The organism is Cohnella sp. GbtcB17, assembly GCF_019091135.1.
In the GTDB taxonomy this organism is placed as follows: domain Bacteria; phylum Bacillota; class Bacilli; order Paenibacillales; family Paenibacillaceae; genus Cohnella.
Window position 1 is genome coordinate 33,074 of the sequence record NZ_JAGXJW010000042.1, and the last position, 15,993, is coordinate 49,066.

Below are 15,993 nucleotides of genomic sequence, written 5' to 3' on the forward strand. Positions count from 1 at the left end.
CCCTCACTTGTCGTTCAGGGCTACGACACCCGGAAGCGCCTTGCCCTCCATGAATTCGAGCGACGCGCCGCCGCCCGTGGAGATATGGTCCATCTTGTCTGCCAGCTTGAACTTCTCGGCTGCCGCAGCCGAGTCGCCGCCGCCGATGACGGTGTAAGCGGAAGTGTCCGCGCAAGCTTGCGCGACCGCGCGCGTGCCGTTCGAGAAGCCTTCTACTTCGAAGACGCCCATCGGCCCGTTCCACACGACCAGCTTGGAGTTCTTGATGACGTCCGCGTAGATCTCGCGGGTCTTCGGACCGATGTCGACGCCTTCCCAGTCGGGACGGATGCCGTCGATGTTCACGATCTCGATGTTCTTGTCGGACTTGAAGTCGTCGGAGATGACGAGGTCGACCGGCAGGTACAGCTTCTTGCCGAGCTGCTTCGCCTTTTCGACGAATTCCTTGACCTTCTCCAGCTTGGACTCGTCGAGCAGCGATTGGCCGATCTCGTAGCCCTGGGACTTGAAGAACGTGTAGGAGATGCCGCCGCCGATGATGATGTTGTCGGCGATCTCGATCATCTTGTCGATGACGTCGATCTTGTCCTTGACCTTGGAGCCGCCGACGATCGCCGTGAACGGGCGGTCCGGATCGTTAAGCGCCTTGCCCAGCACGTCAAGTTCCTTCTCCATCAGGAGACCGGATACGGCCGGCAGGTGGTGCGCGATGCCTTCGGTAGACGCATGCGCGCGGTGAGCGGCGCCGAATGCGTCGTTGACGAACAGATCGGCCAGCGCCGCGAATTGCTTCGCGAGCTCGGGATCGTTCTTTTCCTCGCCCGGGTAGAAGCGGACGTTTTCAAGCAGCAGCACATCGCCGTTTTGCAGCGCGTCGACCTTGGCTTGAACGGCAGCGCCTACGGCTTCGTCGGCCTTGGCGACCGGCTTGCCGAGCAGCTCGGACAGGCGTGCGGCGACCGGCGTCAGGCGCAGTTCTTCTACGACTTCGCCCTTCGGACGGCCCAGGTGGCTCGCCAGGATAACCTTCGCGCCGTTCTCGATCAGGTATTTGACGGTAGGCAGCGTTTCGCGGATGCGCGTGTCGTCGGTGATCGCACCGTTCTCGAGCGGGACGTTGAAGTCGACACGGACGAATACTTTCAGTCCGGATACATTCACGTCGCGGACACTCTTCTTGTTCATAAGGCTGACTCTCCCTCCGAATTCTGGTAAGGCCCGTACGGACGGAAAGAGGAGCGCTCGCGTCTCCTCTTTGCCGTGTTCATGCATCTATGGAGTAATTCTTACAGACCCTTGGAAGCGACGAACGCAGCCAGATCCACGACGCGGTTGGAGTAGCCCCACTCGTTGTCGTACCAGGAAACGACCTTGACCATGTTGCCTTCGACGACCATCGTGGACAGCGCGTCGATCGTGGAGGAAGCCGGGTCGCCGTTGTAGTCGCTCGATACGAGCGGCTCGTCGGAGTAGTTCAGAATGCCCTTCAGCGGACCTTCTGCAGCAGCCTTGAGGGCAGCGTTGACTTCGTCGACCGTAACGTTGCTCTTCACTTCAGCGACAAGGTCGGTAACGGATACGTTAGGCGTAGGTACGCGGAACGACATGCCGTTCAGCTTGCCCTTCAGTTCAGGCAGTACGAGGGAAACAGCCTTGGCAGCACCCGTCGTGGAAGGAATGATGTTCTCTGCAGCGGCGCGAGCGCGGCGCAGGTCTTTGTGCGGCAGGTCGAGTACGCTTTGGTCGTTCGTATAGGAGTGGATCGTCGTCATCATGCCCTTGACGATGCCGAATTGGTCGTTGATAACCTTCGCGAAAGGCGCGAGGCAGTTCGTCGTGCAAGAAGCGTTGGAGAGGATCGTGTGCGCGGACGGATCGTACTTGTCTTCGTTGACGCCCATAACGATCGTGATGTCTTCGTTCGTAGCCGGTGCGGAGATGATGACCTTCTTCGCGCCGCCCTTCAGGTGAAGCTCGGCTTTTTCCTTCGCCGTGAAGATACCCGTGGATTCAACGACGATCTCGGCGCCTACGGAAGCCCACGGCAGGTTGCCCGGGTCGCGCTCAGCGAATACCTTGATGGTCTTGCCGTTTACGATCAGCGCGCCTTCGCCCGCTTCGACCGTCGCGTTCAGCTTGCCGTGCGTCGTGTCGTATTTGAGCAGGTGCTTCAGCGTGTTAACGTCCGTCAGGTCGTTGATGGCGACCACTTCTACCTCAGGGTTGTTGAGCGAAGCGCGGAATACGTTGCGACCGATGCGACCGAAGCCGTTGATACCGATTTTGACCGTCATTGATAGTTCCTCCTTGGGTTTTGAAAATAAGATTTGATCTATGTCAGGCGCACGGAGCGCCGAGACCACTTGTTCTGCCGGACCGGGAGCTGCGTCCCGGTCCTTGGGGTGCCGGCGTCAGCGTCAGCCGCCGGCATGCTTCAGCGCTTCTTCGGCGGCCGCCTCGTCGGTGACGAGCACGTCGTCGTGTCCGAAGCGCATGACCGCGGCGATCGCCTCGCCCTTGCTGCGTCCGCCGGCGATGCCGATGACCGATTCGGCCGCCTCGATGTCCTCGAGGCGGAGACCGGCGGTCGCCATGCGGTGCACGACGGCGCCCTCCCGGTCGAAGTAATAGCCGAACGCCTCCGCGAGCGCGCCGTCGCGCAGAATCTCCTGCACGGTGCCCGCGTCCAGCTTGCGCCGGCGGGCCATGGCGCTAGCGTCCCCGATGCCGTGGACCACGATACGCGCGCTGCGGATCATGTCTACGACTTCCCGCACGTTCGGCTCCTGCATGATCGTCTGATAGGCGTCCTCGCTCAGATGATCCGGCACGTGCAGCATCCGGTACCGCGCGCCCGTCCGCTTGGCAAGCTCCGAGGCGATCGTGTTGGCCTGGTAGTCCACGCTCTCGCCGAGACCGCCGCGCGCCGGCACGAACCAGTTGTCGCGCAGCGGCGACGGCACCGAGAACTGCGAGGCCATGCGCGCCATCGTCGTGCCGCCCATGACGGCGACGACGTCGCCGGGACCGATGATGCGGCGCAGCACCTTGCTGCCCGCGCGGCCCAGTTCGCGCTTGGCCTCTTCGGAGACGTCGGAGTCGCCGGGGACGACGACCGCCTGCTTCAGGCCGAACCGCTTGCGAAGCGCCGCCTCCAGCTCGGACAGCCCGAACAGCTCCCGTACCATCGGCTCCATCTCGTCCAGCAGGCGGCGCCCCCGGTCGGTCAGACTGACGCCCGTCGTCCCCGCTTCGATGAGGCCTTGCGAGCGGAGCAAGTCGAGCTCCGCTCGCAGCGTGCGCTCCGTCAGCTCGAGGCTGGCCGCCAGCGTTCGCCTGCCGCCGGTCCCCGTGACCCCGATGCGGCGCAGAATGTCGTAGCGCTTTTGCAGCACCTGCATGATGTCGGGTACGAGCTTTTTTTGCATTTCAAGAATGTTCCGCATCCTCTACCGTCTCTCCCTTGAATGCCGGATGAATATGGCCGGAATGCGACGGGGAATCACGGTGTGGGACCAATTACGTCCCACTGTGACATTTTAAGTCCCACTTCCTGTTTTTATTCTATCGGATTCGCCCGCGGGTTGCAAGCCCAAGATCAACGCGATCGAAGCGCGCTTAGCGACGTGCGAACATGCCTCGCAGTCAATAGACATGCGAATAGCTCATACCCTTCTTACCCTGGTTTAAACCTTTTTAAAGCCCTTGCTTTTCCCCATCCGATCGCCTATAATGAATCTTGCTGTTATCGACATGCGCCCGTGGACCAACGGATATGTCGCCGGCCTCCGGGGCCTGAGATCGGGGTTCGATTCCCTACGGGCGCGCCATATTCGTCTTTATAGGCAGTTTTGCCGACACTTATGATGCAGCAGACGCGTCCGTCCCATACGGACGCTTTTTTTGACCTTTGTTTGACTTTCTTTGACTTTTGGTTAGCGATCCATTAGAATGAATTCACGGTCAACCCGCGCCTTTCCGGGAGACGTCGGGGCCGGGACCGCACAACACTACTTACAACCCCGAGGAGGGATCACGCAATGAGCTTTGTCCCTATGGTCGTCGAACAGACTAATCGAGGAGAGCGGGCCTACGATATTTATTCCCGTCTGCTCAAGGATCGCATCATCTTCCTGGGCACCCAGGTCAACGATGTGGTCGCCAACTCCATCATCGCGCAGATGCTTTTCCTCGCGGCCGAAGATCCGGAGAAAGACATCCACTTATACATCAACAGCCCGGGCGGCTCCATCACGGCCGGCATGGCGATCTTCGATACGATGCAGTACATCAAGCCCGACGTTTCCACGATCTGCGTGGGCATGGCCGCTTCCATGGGCGCGTTCCTGCTCGCCGCAGGCGCCAAGGGCAAGCGCTTCGCGCTGCCGAACGCCGAAGTGATGATCCACCAGCCGCTCGGCGGCGCCGAAGGACAGGCCAGCGACATCGAGATTCGCGCCCGCCGCATCCTGAAGCTTCGCGACAAGCTGAACCGCATCCTCTCCGAACGCACGGGCCAGCCGCTCGAGCGCATCGAGAAGGACACCGACCGCGACAACTTCATGGAAGCCGAGACGGCCAGAGAGTACGGCCTCGTCGACAAGGTCATCGAGAAGATCTAAAGGGAACCCGCACAACGCGTTCCAACGGCAACAAGCCCTCAATAACCGCCGCTTTCCGGTGGTTCTTGAGGGCTTTTGCTTTGGCCGACGGCCGTCCGCTGGACATACAGCTTTATCCTGATCCTGTAACCGCGCTTTTCTCGCTTACAGCACGCTCCGCTTCCCTAATCGCGCCTGTAACGTTGCTTTCCTCGCTTGCAGGGGCGACTCTCTCCTGCAACCGCACTTTTCTCGCTTACAGCACGCTCCGGCTCCCTAGCCGCTCCTGTAACGTTGCTTTCCTCGCTTGCAGCGGCGACTCTCTCCTGCAACCGCAGTTTCCCGCCTCGCTCCACCGCAGGAGCCGCCACCAGCTAAGTCAATATCGGCTGGTTCCGTCAATAATCATGGGCGGCTATTCGCGTATTTTAACCTTTTTTTGTACGAAGCCGCCGTTCGGCGTAAGCAGTTGCGCAGATCGAGCCATAGTGGGGTAATCAAGGATAAGGCCATTTCTCCGTTCATTCGAGAGGCGTATGCCCATTTATCTGTAGACTATTAACACAAGTCTTCATTTCCGTCAATGAAAATTTAACAACTCGAGTGCCCCCTCTTCGGATAACGTTTCGCATGTTATTCTATAATCAGAAATCGTGCCATTTCCCCCCATATATTGCTATGGAATAGGAATTGGACAGCAAGCCGGAAAGGAGAACTACGATGAACCAATCTTATCACTCCTTGCACTTGGTGCCGCGTCATATGCCTGAGAGCCCGATTCCACCGTCACACTCCTTCAACGATGATTCAAGCCATATGATCGCACGCACGCTTAAGGATAAAGCCTCGCTGCTCCGCCCGCTGAAGGACGAGCATCTGCTCGAAGTTTATCGCGAAGCGAAGAAAATGAATTTGTCCAACGAATTCATCGAGCTGCTAGAGGACGCCATTGAGCTGCGCAATCTCGAGCACCGTCTCAAAGCTTAACACAATCATCGTAAAAAACCTCCCCTACCGTCGATCCATCGGCGGTGGAGGAGGTTTTTTTCATGGCGTTCGACGACCGGCTTCGGCATACGACTCGGCGACAAGGCACAGATAATAGGACAGCCCGGTCTGCATCGACTCCAGCATTCCTCTATGGAAGGCATCGCCCAGGAAAAAACGGCACTGTCCCGCGAATTCCTCCGGACTGGCGGGCTGACCTTCCGCCGCGCGCGCCGCCAGGTGACGTTCAATTCGGGTGTGTGCTTCCTCGTCGTCATGCGCCCGGCCCTCGCGAAGCGACCGCGCCATCTCCTCCATAAATCGCGCAGCCTCTGCCGCTTGGCGGTTCATTCGCTCAGGATCGATCGCATCCGCGCCGGGCAGCTCGAAGTCGTATGTTTCCTTCAGATGCCTGCTCTGCTCCGCCAGCGCAGCTTCCCATTCTTCCGCCGTACCGAATCCGACGAACAATGACGCCGCAGGCATAGCAGCGCCCTCCCGCTCCGATTCGATCGAAGAATCCAGCGTGACGGACAGACGCTCCAGCCGACGCTTCCTCTCGCGGATGAGCTCGCGTTGACCTTCAAGGATGCGTAGACGGTCAGTCTCCCCCTCCAACAACCGCTTGATTTCTTCTAACGGAAAATCAAGCTCCTTATAGAACAAAATCTCCTGCAGCCGCTCGAGTTCCTTCTGACCGTACAACCGGTACCCGGCTTCGCTAATTTCCACCGGCACAAGCAAGCCGAGCTTGTGGTAATGGTGAAGCGTCTTGATCGTCACCTTCGACAATGCCGACATTTCTTTGACCGTGAATTTCATGCGGACACCTCCTCATCGATATCTCGATCTTAAATCCTCCTCCAAGAGGAGAGTCAACCCTGCTCGAAAACATTCGCACCGCGCAATCGTTAACCGATTTTCCCGCTATCTCGGCTCCGATCCAAGCAACCGCGCAGCTGTTAGCCGGTTTTTCCGGCTAACTCGGTCCAGATCCATGCAATCGCGCTCCGTTAACCGATTTTTCCGGCTATCTCGCCCCCTCTCCTCTTTCGGACCCTCTCCCCCTTCGGCATCCTCTCCCTCGTCAACCACAACCTCCCCCGCCTCCTCCATATGCCAAGAAGCCGCCCTCCATCCGGAGAGCGGCTCCTCTTCAGTCGCGCGCGACGCCTGTTACTTCAATTGGTACTGCACCGTCACGCTCGCCGAAATCTCGATCTGTCCGCTTTGCACGGAGGACGAGAAACCAGCGGCAGATTCAGCGGCCTTCGCCTGATCGAATGTTGCCGTCACGATCGGCACGTTCGCCGCATTCCCCTGCACGATGTTGATGACCGGGCCCAGCGTGCGGCTAGCCGACGTCGCGAGTACCGACGCTTTTGCGCCCGCATTGGTCATCGCTTTTTTCAGCGCCTCAAGCTCGTATTGATCCTGCTTCTCTGTGCCGAACTGCACGCCGTCCACCCTGTTCGCGCCCGCTGCGGATACCGCGTCCAGCAGCTTACCGATGCCCGCGAGATCGCGATACGCCACCCGCACCGAATGAGTCGCGAGGTAGCCCTTCAGCACCTGGCCTTCTTTTTCCGTGTAGTTGTACTCCGGCTGCACGCCGAAGTTAGTCGTCTGCACGTCCTTTTTATCGATCTTGTACGTGTCGTACAGCGTCTTCTCGACCGCCGCGAACTTCGTCGCCGAAGCCTGCTGCGCTTCCTGGGCCGTCTTGCCTCGCGCGTCCACGCCGAAGCTCAGGTAAGCCACGTCCGGATCCACCTTAATCGAGCCTTCCGCCCCTACCGTTACCGCGTTTTGAATGCTTGCCGCCTGCACGGCCCCTGTCGTCTCCGCCATTGCCTGATCCGCTCCCAGCTTCGTCGCTCCGAACCATCCTGCCGCCACCATCGTCACGGCCAGCAATGCGACTTGCACGGTCCTTTTACCCATTATAGACGCCTCCATATTCAGGTTTGTCTACTCAACGGCTATTATAGGCAAAAGGTTGCAGGTCAACCATAAAACAGTTCAAAAAAAAGCAAAAAGCCCCCGTCCGGGAGCTCGCGCATCTGCTTGTTCGCGGTTTATTGGTTCTCCAGCTCTTCCTTGCTGACCAGTTGGACTAAAGCGGTTACAGCTTGCTCTGCGTCCGAACCTTCGGCACTGATGGATACTTCGGTGCCCGAGCTGATCGCCAGACTCATGATACCCATGATGCTCTTCGCGTTCACGCGCTTGTCTTCCTTCTCCACGAACACGTCCGAGGAGAATTTATTGGCTTCTTGCACAAATAAGGCCGCCGGTCTGGCGTGAAGCCCCGTCTTAAGCCGAACAACAACCGGCTGTCTCGTCATGGAACGAATCCCCCTGTCTTTGTTCTCATCCCGGTACACGGGACCCACCGCACATGGTTTGTTATCTATTATAGCATTAGAGCGCTTGGTTGTGCCACAGGCTTATAAAGCGCCGCCCCGTATTTTTTCCGCCCACTCGTCGATCTTGCGAAGCCGGTGATTGACGCCTGACTTGCTGACCTGTCCCTTGAGCATGTCCCCGACTTCCTTCAGGTTCATATCGGGATGCATAAGCCGGATCTCCGCGACCTCGCGCAGCTTGTCGGGCATGTTCTCGAGTCCGACTTCCTTTTGCAGCAGCTTGATATTGTCGATCTGACGGACGGCAGCGCCGATCGTCTTGTTCAGGTTCGCGGTCTCGCAATTCACGATCCGGTTGACCGAATTACGCATATCCCGCATGATGCGCACGTCCTCGAACTTGAACAGCGCCTGGTGCGCGCCGATGATGCTAAGGAACTCGATGATCTTTTCGCCTTCCTTGATGTACAGGATGAAGCCTTTTTTGCGTTCGATAAACCTGGCGTTCAGATGAAACTTGTTCGCGAGGTCGACGAGCGCTTTGCAATGCTCTTCGTACATCGAGGCGATCTCCAGATGGTAAGACGAGCCTTCCGGGTTGTTTACGGATCCGCCGGCGAGGAAGGCGCCTCGCAGGTACGCTTTTTTACAGCAAGGCTTGCGCACGAGTTCCTTGTCGATGTCCGAGTTGAACTGGAAGCCCGCGCTCGCGATCTTCAGCTCTCCGAGCAGCTGCTCGACGCCCGCGGGCACGCGAACGATGTAGACGTTGTTTTTTTTGAGCCGCATCTTTTTGCGGACGAGCAACTCGGTCGGTACGGGATAGTGCCGCTTCATCAAAGTATAAATGCGCCTGGCGATGGCCGCGTTTTCCGTCGAGATGTCGAGCACGATCCGCTTGTTCGTCAGCGACACCGCGCCGTTCATCCGGATCAGCGCCGACAGCTCGGCGATATCGCAGCAGCCTTCGGACTCCACGAGCGTCAATTCTTTTTTGGTCTGAGCCGCGAACGACACGTCGCCTTCACTCCTTCCTCAGCATCCAGTCTTCCACCAGCTGGTAAATGTGCTCGCTCAGCTTGGCGGCGTCATGGCGCAGATACGTTCGGAACAGCACCAGCCGGTCCGCGATCACCTTGTAGCCGCGCCGCTCCACCTCGTCCAGGTCCAGATGGACGGCAGCCGAACCCTGCTCCGCGTACATGCTATGCACCTGCGGGGGAATCTCCCCGTTGTTCACGATGACATAATCGAATAAATGATGGCCGATGTGCGCATGGATCGCGTCCAGATGGTCGCCCACTGAATAATTATCGGTCTCTCCGGGCTGAGTCATAACGTTGCATACGAAAATCTTAACGGCCTGCGCGTTCAGGATCGCCTCCGCCAGCTTGGGCACGAGCAGGTTGGGCATGATGCTCGTATACAGGCTGCCCGGGCCGATCAGAATGGCGTCCGCTTCCGCAATCGCCTGAACAGCCTCCTCGAGCGGCTCTACGTCGGCCGGCTCGATGAAGACGCGGCGGATCGCCAGCCCCGACTTCGGAATCTGCGATTCGCCTTCGACAATGCTGCCGTCCTCCATCTCGGCCTTGAGGAGGATCGCCTGGTTGGCAGCCGGCAGCACGCGGCCCCGTACGGCGAGCACCCGGCTCAGCTCCCTCACTCCGGCGACGAAGTCGCCCGAGATGTCGGTCATCGCCGCCAATATCAGATTGCCCAGGCTGTGACCGGCCAATCCCGCGCCGCCCATAAAGCGATAGGACAGCATGTCGGCCAGGAGCGGCTCGGTATCCGCCAGCGCGGTGAGCACGTTGCGGATGTCGCCCGGCGGCGGCATCTGCAGCTCCGAACGGAGGATGCCGGAGCTCCCGCCGTCGTCTGCGACCGTGACGATCGCGGTGATATCGAGCGGCTTTTGCTTGAGCCCGCGCAGCATGACGGACAATCCCGTCCCCCCGCCGATGACGACGATGCGGGGCTTCCTGGCGCCCTGCCCCGGCTTAGCCATGACGGTCTCTCTCTGCGTCGCGGTGGCTGACGCGGACCGCCTCGGTCTCGCCGGCGCTCAGCATGCGGCCGAGATATTCGGCGAGCGCGACCGAGCGGTGCTTGCCGCCGGTGCAGCCGATGCCGATGACGACCTGGCTCTTGCCTTCCTTGTGGTACAGCGGGATGAGGTACTGCAGCATGTCGAGCAGCTTCGCCAGGAAGGTCTGCGTCTCCGGCCACTTCATCACGTAGTCGTATACTTCGGGATCCTGCCCCGTCTTGGGACGCAGATTTTCCACGTAATGCGGATTCGGCAAAAAGCGGACGTCGAAGATCAGATCGGCGTCGATCGGCACGCCGTACTTGAACCCGAACGAAGTGACGTTGACGGCGAGCGAATTGCGCCCTTCCTCGGTGAACCGGGAGATAATCTTGTCTTTGAGCTGGGCAGGCTTGATGCTGCTCGTGTCGATGACCTGCGTCGCCCAGCCCTTCAGATCCTCGAGCAGCTTGCGCTCGGCATGGATGCCTTCGAGCGGCATGCCTTCGGGCGCGAGCGGATGCCGCCGGCGAGTCTCCTTGTAGCGCTGAACGAGCACGGAGTCGGTCGCGTCGAGGAATAGGATCTCATAGTGCAGCGTGTAATGCTCGCGTATATAGTTCAGCGACTCGGACAGCGCCGTGAAAAACTCCCGGCCGCGAAGGTCGATGACGAGCGCAACCTTGCCGATCCGGCCCTGGGATTGATCGATCAGCTCGGCAAACTTCGGGATCAGCACCGGCGGCAGATTGTCGACGCAAAAAAAGCCGAGGTCTTCCATGCTCTGCACCGCGATCGTCTTGCCTGCGCCCGACATGCCCGTGATGATGACGAGCGTCGGTCTTGATACCGTCGTGTTCATAGTGTCCACGTGCATCCCCCCTGCCACATGCGAAGCGCCTGACCGCCGTTGACCGGACAAGCAGGCGCCTCTCAAGCGAATTAAGCGTATAAGAAAAGTCCGGCCGCGCCGACGACGCCGGCATTGTTGCCCAGTTCGGCGGGCACGATGTCCACGCCTTCCTTCGCCGTATCCGTCGAGAACTTCTCGAACGTCTCGCGGATTTGCTCGAACAAATATTCGCCGGCCTTGCTCACGCCGCCGCCGATGATGAAGCGCTGCGGGTTGACGATGACCGCGAGCGCCGCCATCGACTTGCCCAGATAGAAGGCCGCCCGCGCGACGATGCGCTGGGACACTTCGTCCCCTGCCTTGGCGGCGTCGAATACATCCTTCGCCATGATCTTGTCGACCAGGGACAGCGACGTGCGGTCGCCGCGCGCGACGGCGTCGTTCGCCATCCGGATGATGCCGGTCGCCGAGGATACCGTCTCGAGGCATCCCATCTGGCCGCAGCCGCACTGGATCGCTTCAAGGTCCGGGACGATGGAGATATGGCCCAGCTCGCCCGCCATGCCGTTGAAGCCCTCGATCAACCGGCCGTTCACGATGATGCCGCCGCCGACGCCCGTGCCGAGCGTATAGCATACGCAGTTGTGCACCCCGCGGCCGGCGCCGCCCCATACTTCGCCCAACGCGGCTACGTTGGCGTCGTTGTTGATCTTGACCGGCTTGCCGAGCTTCTCCTCCATGATATGCCGGACCGGCACTTGCCGGAAAGGCAGGTTGGCGGAGAACTTGATGATGCCGCCCGGAATGTCGAGGAAACCCGCGATCCCGATGCCGATCCCGTGGACCTGCTCCCACTCGGGCGTGCCGGGAGGCACGAGCGAATGCACGTAAGCCGCGATATTGTCCAAAATGCGGTCCGTGCCGAGCTCGGTCTCGGTCGGTCCCTCGTAGGTCCGCAGAAGCTCGCCGAGATGGTTGCACAGACCGATCTTGATCGTCGTGCCGCCCAGGTCGACGCCAACGTATAGCGATTGAGACATAGTGTTAGACACCTCTTGAAAGTAATGGATAAGTCATCAAGCGAGAAGCGCCGGCTTCCAGGCCGGCGCGCCTCATCCTGCCGATCAGCCTAGCGACTGGCTCCAGTCGTGAACCATATGGCCCTCGAGATACTTCTCGCAATCGAGCGCCGCCATGCAGCCGCTGCCCGCTGCGGTGATCGCCTGACGGTACTTCGTGTCCTGCACGTCTCCGCAAGCGAATACGCCGGGGATGTTCGTCTCGGAGGAGCCCGGCTTCGTCACGATATAGCCGTTTTCGTCGGTCACGACCTGGCCGCCCAGGAACTTCGTGTTCGGCGTATGGCCGATGGCGACGAAGACACCGTCCGTCGGCAGCACTTCTTCTTCGCCCGTCTTATTGTCGCGGACCTTCAGCCCGGTGACGCCAAGCGGGCCGGCGACGACCTCGAGCGGCGTCTTGTCGAGTCCCCATGCGATCTTCGGATTCTCTCGCGCGCGGTCCTGCATGATCTTCGAAGCGCGCAGCTCTTCGCGGCGGTGGACCAGCGTCAACTCCGAGGCGAAGCGCGTCAGGAAGTTCGCTTCCTCCATCGCGGAGTCGCCGCCGCCGATGACGATGATCTTCTTGTTGCGGAAGAAAAACCCGTCGCAGGTCGCGCAGGTGCTGACGCCACGTCCGACGTTGTCCTTCTCGCCGGCGATGCCCAGATACTTGGCCGATGCGCCTGTCGAGATGATGAGGCTCTCTCCCTTCAGCGTCTCGCCGCCTTCAAGGTTGAGCGTGAACGGCCGCTCTCCGAGCTCGACCGAGTTGATCCAGCCCGTGCGGAACTGCGCGCCGAAGCGCTCCGCCTGCTTGCGCATGTTCGCCATTAGATCGGGTCCCATGATGCCTTCGGGGAAGCCCGGGAAGTTCTCGACCTCCGTCGTCGTGGTCAGTTGTCCGCCCGGCTCCGGGCCTTCGATGACGAGCGGGTTCATGTTGGCGCGCGCCAGATAGATGGCAGCCGTGAGGCCCGCCGGTCCTGTTCCGATTACGATGCTCTTATAGATAGTCATGCGTCCTGGTCCTCCTCGGCCTGATCTTGAGATTGTAGGAATCGATTCGGTTTAAGATCGATCCTGAAATGCGCGGTTCGTCAGCTTCAGCTTCTCGCGAATGCCGCAAGCCTCGTCGATCCGTCCCGCGTAGCGGCTGATGCTCCCCTGCGAAGCGCCGTATACGTCCATCAGCTCGGCGTATGTAATGCTCCTGCGGTGCATTTTCGCCGTCCAGTATTCGAGCGCCGCGGCCCATCCCGCCGCATTGCGAAGCTTCGGCACATCGGGATAGACGCGCGAGAGATAGTCGACCCACAGCGTCATCATGTCATGCTGCTGCACGACGTCGTACCGTCCGGCCATCCGCTCCATCGCCTGCTCCAGCACGCCCTGCCAGTCGCTGTCCCAGACGGGCAGCCTGGCGGATCTGCGCCTCGCGTCGAGCATCAGCGGCCGGCCGTCGAAGACGACCGCGAGCGCGTCCTCGACGCCGATCGAGCGCAGCACCAGCACGGCGACGCGCTTGAGATCGTCCTCTTCCTCCGCGTCGACGAGAAACGCCTTCAGCGCTTCGATGACCTCCTCGTCGGCAACCAGGCCCAGCGCCTGGATAACCTGCATCTTCGTCCGGCGGTCGCCGTGTCGCAACGCCCAGAAGAACGAAGAGCGCACGAGCGGATCCTTCTTGAGCGTCTCGGAGATCCGTTCGGGGTGCTTTTCCCACTCGCGGAACTGCTCGTCGAACGGCATATGGTAGTGGTACTGGGTCGGCGGACTCGCTTCTCCCTGTCTTACCTTAGCCAATTTGCCCAAATAGAAATCAGCGACGGCCGGCGACGCGTCGAGCCGCCTCGCCTGCAGCCAGTGGCGCTCGGCCTCGTCGAACCGCCCGATGTTCGCCGATGCGACGGCCGCGAAGTGATGCAGGCTCGGCTCGGCCGACAGCTCGCCTTTGCGGAGGAGCCGGGTGAAGTGAACGTAGGCTTCGCGATGTTCGCCGACAATCCCCATCGTCGTGCCCAGCTTGAATACGTGCTCCGGATGAATCGGAATCGTCTTCTTCAGCAGGCTGAGCAACGATGCGAGATCCTCTCGCCGGTTGACGTGCTGGTAGAAGATCGCCAGGTTGCAAAGCGCGTGCAAATTGCCCGGCTCCGCCTTCAGCACTTCGCCGATCGTCTGCACGGACTTGTCGAACAGGCCCATATAATAGTAGGCGAGCCCCAGGTTGTTGCGCGCGGCGAGGAAGTCCGGCTTCTGGACCAGAATGTCCTCCAGCAGCCGCACCGCCTCGGAAAACCGTCCCGCCTCCAACAGCTCCCGGGCCTTGTCGTGTTCGTAGAGACTCTCCTTGGCCTTGATCGTGGACAGCTTGGTCGGACGCTTCAGCTCGTAGACGAGCAGGTCGAGCAATTCGTCCGCCTCGTCGAGGAACTGGCCGTCAGGATCGTTCTCAAGGTAGGTGACGAGCGACTCCTCGGCCGCTTCGAAAAGCTCCATGTTGGCATAGTTGTTCGCCAGATAATAATGGCACTCCGTCATGCCCGGATCGATGCGCTCCAGCACCGACCGCAGGATGTCGTTGGACTCCTCGTAGCGCCCCATCTCGGACAGGATGCCCGCCATGTTGCAGTGGTTCACCGGATTCTCCGGCTCGTATTCGACGGCACGGCGGAAATACTTCAGCGCCTTGTCGTAATGATAGCGGTCCAGCGACTGTACGGCGCGCTCAAAGAAAAACGTCGCGTCCAGCGACAACGGAATGACTTTGGTGCGGCGGCCGGCGACCACTCGCTTGCGCGGATTCATCGTCAAGGCACCTCCCCCCGGTCGTATAGTAGTTTGTTCGTCTTGCGCCTGACAATCCCGATTCGTTGGCTGCCTCTCGCGGCGAGCCGCCGGTCCTCGGCCGGACCGGAACATGTTAAACCGATTATAACACAGCAATGCCATCCATCAAATGAAAAAGGACCGTCCGGGCGTGTCGCGGCCTGTCGTTCCGCGCGTATAGGAAGCGCAGTATTCACCGCGCCCTACGGAACTGCGGAGCAAATAAAAACGCGGCTCCCGCGCGAATCGCGCAGGTTGCCGCGCCTAGCATGCTTTGCTTAGGGTTATACGCCGGCCGTCTTGAACAGCGTGCTGATCGAGCCGCCTTCGGTGATGATCCGGGTCGCTTCGGCCAGCATCGGCGCTACGGACAGCACCTTGAAGCGGTCGGAGCGGTCGTTCGGCAGCAGGATCGAATCCGTCACGACGACCTCGCGGATGCTCGGATGATCGAGCTTCTGCAGGGCGTTGGCGGAGAAGAGCGGATGCGTCGCGCAGACGTACACGTCCTCCGAGCCGCGCTCCTTGAGACCTTCGACGACGTTCACGATCGTCGTCCCGGTGTCGATCATGTCCTCGATAATGATCGGGGTGTAGCCCTCGACCTCGCCGATGACGTGCGTGATGACCGATTCGTTGTGCGCGGGACGCTTCTTGATCATGATCGCGAATGGAGAATCGAGCTGGTTGGCCAGCTTCTCCGCCGTGGAAGCTCGTCCGGCGTCCGGCGAGACGATGACCGGATTGCGGATGTTCTTCGCCCGCAGGTAGTCGCTGATCAGGTCCAGCGCGGTCAAATGGTCGACCGGGATGTTGAAGAAGCCTTGAATCGCCGGCGCGTGCAGGTCGATCGTGACGATGCGGGTCGCGCCGACCGTCGTCAGCACGTCCGCGACCATCTTCGCCGAGATCGGCTCGCGCGGCGCGGCCTTGCGCTCTTGGCGGGCATATCCATAGTAAGGGAGCACAATGTTGATCGTACGCGCCGATGCCCGCTTGGCCGCGTCGATCATGATCAGCAGCTCTACGAAGAAGTCATTGATCGGATGTGACAAAGATTGCACGAGGAACACGTCGCAGTTGCGGATGGTCTCCTCGTAGTGCACGTACACTTCGCCGCTCTTGAAGCGAGACAGCGTAATCTTGCCTAGCGGCAGCCCGAGCTGCTCGGCGATCTTCTCCGCCAGCACGGGATTCGACGATCCGGAAAAAATACGAAGCTTGCTGCTGTACATTGTGCGCCTCCAAGATTTTTCAC

The 15,993-nt window shown here is 60.2% G+C and carries 15 protein-coding genes and 1 tRNA gene; 3 read left to right on the forward strand and 13 right to left on the reverse strand.

From position 1 onward, the window contains the following. Positions 1-3 precede the first annotated feature (3 nt). The 3 genes from KVT38_RS21855 to KVT38_RS21865 form a co-directional block, all read right to left on the reverse strand. Complete coding sequence (locus KVT38_RS21855; protein WP_217595868.1) at positions 4-1,185, reverse strand: phosphoglycerate kinase; 1,182 nt, start codon at positions 1,183-1,185, stop codon at positions 4-6. A gap of 101 nt (positions 1,186-1,286) precedes the next feature. Next, the gene (gene gap, locus KVT38_RS21860; RefSeq protein WP_217595869.1) at positions 1,287-2,294 is read right to left on the reverse strand and encodes a type I glyceraldehyde-3-phosphate dehydrogenase; all 1,008 of its coding nucleotides are present in this window, start codon (positions 2,292-2,294) and stop codon (positions 1,287-1,289) included. 123 nt (positions 2,295-2,417) lie between these two features. Beyond that, on the reverse strand, positions 2,418-3,446 hold the full coding sequence (locus tag KVT38_RS21865; protein ID WP_217595870.1) for a sugar-binding transcriptional regulator: 1,029 nt from the start codon (positions 3,444-3,446) through the stop codon (positions 2,418-2,420). Positions 3,447-3,755: 309 nt separating this feature from the next. Here KVT38_RS21865 and KVT38_RS21870 point away from each other — a divergent pair. From KVT38_RS21870 to sda, 3 genes are all read left to right on the forward strand, one after another. Beyond that, positions 3,756-3,830 (forward strand) — tRNA-Arg (locus KVT38_RS21870). Between the two features lie 210 nt (positions 3,831-4,040). Further along, positions 4,041-4,622, forward strand: a complete 582-nt coding sequence (clpP, locus tag KVT38_RS21875) for an ATP-dependent Clp endopeptidase proteolytic subunit ClpP (RefSeq protein ID WP_217595871.1) — start codon at positions 4,041-4,043, stop codon at positions 4,620-4,622. A 699-nt stretch (positions 4,623-5,321) separates the two neighbouring features. Beyond that, positions 5,322-5,588, forward strand: coding sequence for a sporulation histidine kinase inhibitor Sda (gene sda / locus KVT38_RS34915; RefSeq protein ID WP_254639435.1), 267 nt, complete (start codon positions 5,322-5,324; stop codon positions 5,586-5,588). Positions 5,589-5,648: 60 nt separating this feature from the next. Here the strand turns inward: sda and KVT38_RS21885 are convergent, their stop codons facing one another. From KVT38_RS21885 to KVT38_RS21930, 10 genes are all read right to left on the reverse strand, one after another. Next, positions 5,649-6,410: a MerR family transcriptional regulator gene (locus KVT38_RS21885; RefSeq protein WP_217595872.1), complete on the reverse strand. Its 762-nt coding sequence runs from the start codon at positions 6,408-6,410 to the stop codon at positions 5,649-5,651. A 354-nt stretch (positions 6,411-6,764) separates the two neighbouring features. Further along, a complete protein-coding gene (locus tag KVT38_RS21890; RefSeq protein ID WP_217595873.1) occupies positions 6,765-7,532 on the reverse strand; it encodes an SIMPL domain-containing protein in 768 nt (255 codons plus the stop codon). Between the two features lie 134 nt (positions 7,533-7,666). Further along, positions 7,667-7,936 (reverse strand): HPr family phosphocarrier protein, encoded by a 270-nt coding sequence (locus tag KVT38_RS21895; protein WP_090117078.1) that lies wholly within the window; start codon positions 7,934-7,936, stop codon positions 7,667-7,669. Between the two features lie 102 nt (positions 7,937-8,038). After that, the gene (gene whiA, locus KVT38_RS21900) at positions 8,039-8,974 is read right to left on the reverse strand and encodes a DNA-binding protein WhiA (RefSeq protein ID WP_217595874.1); all 936 of its coding nucleotides are present in this window, start codon (positions 8,972-8,974) and stop codon (positions 8,039-8,041) included. A 7-nt stretch (positions 8,975-8,981) separates the two neighbouring features. After that, a complete protein-coding gene (locus tag KVT38_RS21905; RefSeq protein ID WP_217595875.1) occupies positions 8,982-9,968 on the reverse strand; it encodes a gluconeogenesis factor YvcK family protein in 987 nt (328 codons plus the stop codon). Then, positions 9,961-10,851 carry an RNase adapter RapZ gene (rapZ, locus tag KVT38_RS21910; RefSeq protein ID WP_217595902.1) on the reverse strand — a complete coding sequence of 297 codons (891 nt, stop codon included), beginning with the start codon at positions 10,849-10,851 and terminating at the stop codon, positions 9,961-9,963. The genes KVT38_RS21905 and rapZ overlap by 8 nt, the downstream gene beginning before the upstream one ends. 80 nt (positions 10,852-10,931) lie before the next feature. Then, a complete protein-coding gene (locus KVT38_RS21915; RefSeq protein WP_217595876.1) occupies positions 10,932-11,882 on the reverse strand; it encodes an ROK family glucokinase in 951 nt (316 codons plus the stop codon). Positions 11,883-11,966: 84 nt separating this feature from the next. Then, a complete protein-coding gene (trxB, locus tag KVT38_RS21920; RefSeq protein ID WP_217595903.1) occupies positions 11,967-12,917 on the reverse strand; it encodes a thioredoxin-disulfide reductase in 951 nt (316 codons plus the stop codon). A gap of 57 nt (positions 12,918-12,974) precedes the next feature. Further along, on the reverse strand, positions 12,975-14,714 hold the full coding sequence (locus KVT38_RS21925) for a tetratricopeptide repeat protein (protein WP_217595877.1): 1,740 nt from the start codon (positions 14,712-14,714) through the stop codon (positions 12,975-12,977). Between the two features lie 305 nt (positions 14,715-15,019). After that, entirely contained in the window at positions 15,020-15,970 is a 951-nt protein-coding gene (locus KVT38_RS21930) for a ribose-phosphate diphosphokinase (RefSeq protein ID WP_217595878.1), read from the reverse strand. Positions 15,971-15,993 lie beyond the last annotated feature (23 nt).

Bases quoted from the DNA above. Each gene is read 5' to 3' on its own strand.
- KVT38_RS21905 (WP_217595875.1), bottom strand. From the start codon at position 9,968: ATGGCTAAGCCGGGGCAGGGCGCCAGGAAGCCCCGCATCGTCGTCATC.
- KVT38_RS21865 (WP_217595870.1), bottom strand. From the start codon at position 3,446: ATGCGGAACATTCTTGAAATGCAAAAAAAGCTCGTACCCGACATCATG.
- KVT38_RS21890 (WP_217595873.1), bottom strand. From the start codon at position 7,532: ATGGGTAAAAGGACCGTGCAAGTCGCATTGCTGGCCGTGACGATGGTG.
- rapZ (WP_217595902.1), bottom strand. From the start codon at position 10,851: ATGAACACGACGGTATCAAGACCGACGCTCGTCATCATCACGGGCATG.
- KVT38_RS21915 (WP_217595876.1), bottom strand. From the start codon at position 11,882: ATGTCTCAATCGCTATACGTTGGCGTCGACCTGGGCGGCACGACGATC.
- KVT38_RS21930 (WP_217595878.1), bottom strand. From the start codon at position 15,970: ATGTACAGCAGCAAGCTTCGTATTTTTTCCGGATCGTCGAATCCCGTG.
- KVT38_RS21925 (WP_217595877.1), bottom strand. From the start codon at position 14,714: ATGAATCCGCGCAAGCGAGTGGTCGCCGGCCGCCGCACCAAAGTCATT.
- KVT38_RS21855 (WP_217595868.1), bottom strand. From the start codon at position 1,185: ATGAACAAGAAGAGTGTCCGCGACGTGAATGTATCCGGACTGAAAGTA.
- sda (WP_254639435.1), top strand. From the start codon at position 5,322: ATGAACCAATCTTATCACTCCTTGCACTTGGTGCCGCGTCATATGCCT.
- KVT38_RS21895 (WP_090117078.1), bottom strand. From the start codon at position 7,936: ATGACGAGACAGCCGGTTGTTGTTCGGCTTAAGACGGGGCTTCACGCC.
- clpP (WP_217595871.1), top strand. From the start codon at position 4,041: ATGAGCTTTGTCCCTATGGTCGTCGAACAGACTAATCGAGGAGAGCGG.
- KVT38_RS21885 (WP_217595872.1), bottom strand. From the start codon at position 6,410: ATGAAATTCACGGTCAAAGAAATGTCGGCATTGTCGAAGGTGACGATC.
- gap (WP_217595869.1), bottom strand. From the start codon at position 2,294: ATGACGGTCAAAATCGGTATCAACGGCTTCGGTCGCATCGGTCGCAAC.